General features: G+C 42.2%; 1 protein-coding gene. It reads left to right on the top strand.

The genetic code is table 11. The annotated features are described in order from the left end of the window. Positions 1-287 (top strand): hypothetical protein (locus tag ACINWC141_RS11955; protein WP_009391517.1); only part of this gene is annotated, 287 nt, incomplete at both ends.

Below are 287 nucleotides of genomic sequence, written 5' to 3'. Positions count from 1 at the left end.
GGTAAACGGCAGTCAAATTCATAAGATTTCTAACAGCATCAAAAATAGTATTGGTGGAAATACAGTTGTTAATCCGGATGGTAGCCTGTCTACCCAGAATATTGGTGGAACGGGTAAAAACACGGTTCATGATGCAATTAAGTCTGTAGATGACAAAGTGACTAATGGCGTAAATGACCTTACTGATAAAGGCTTGAACTTTGCTGGTAATAGTGGAGCAGACGTACACCGTAAACTGGGTGAGAAGCTAAATATTGTGGGTGGAGCAGCAGCTTCAACGCCAGCAG

Origin of the sequence: Acinetobacter sp. WC-141 (assembly GCF_000313935.1) — a bacterium.
Classification (GTDB): domain Bacteria; phylum Pseudomonadota; class Gammaproteobacteria; order Pseudomonadales; family Moraxellaceae; genus Acinetobacter.
Note: the sequence above shows the minus strand (reverse complement) of the source record. Positions and strands in the feature narration are given on the sequence as shown.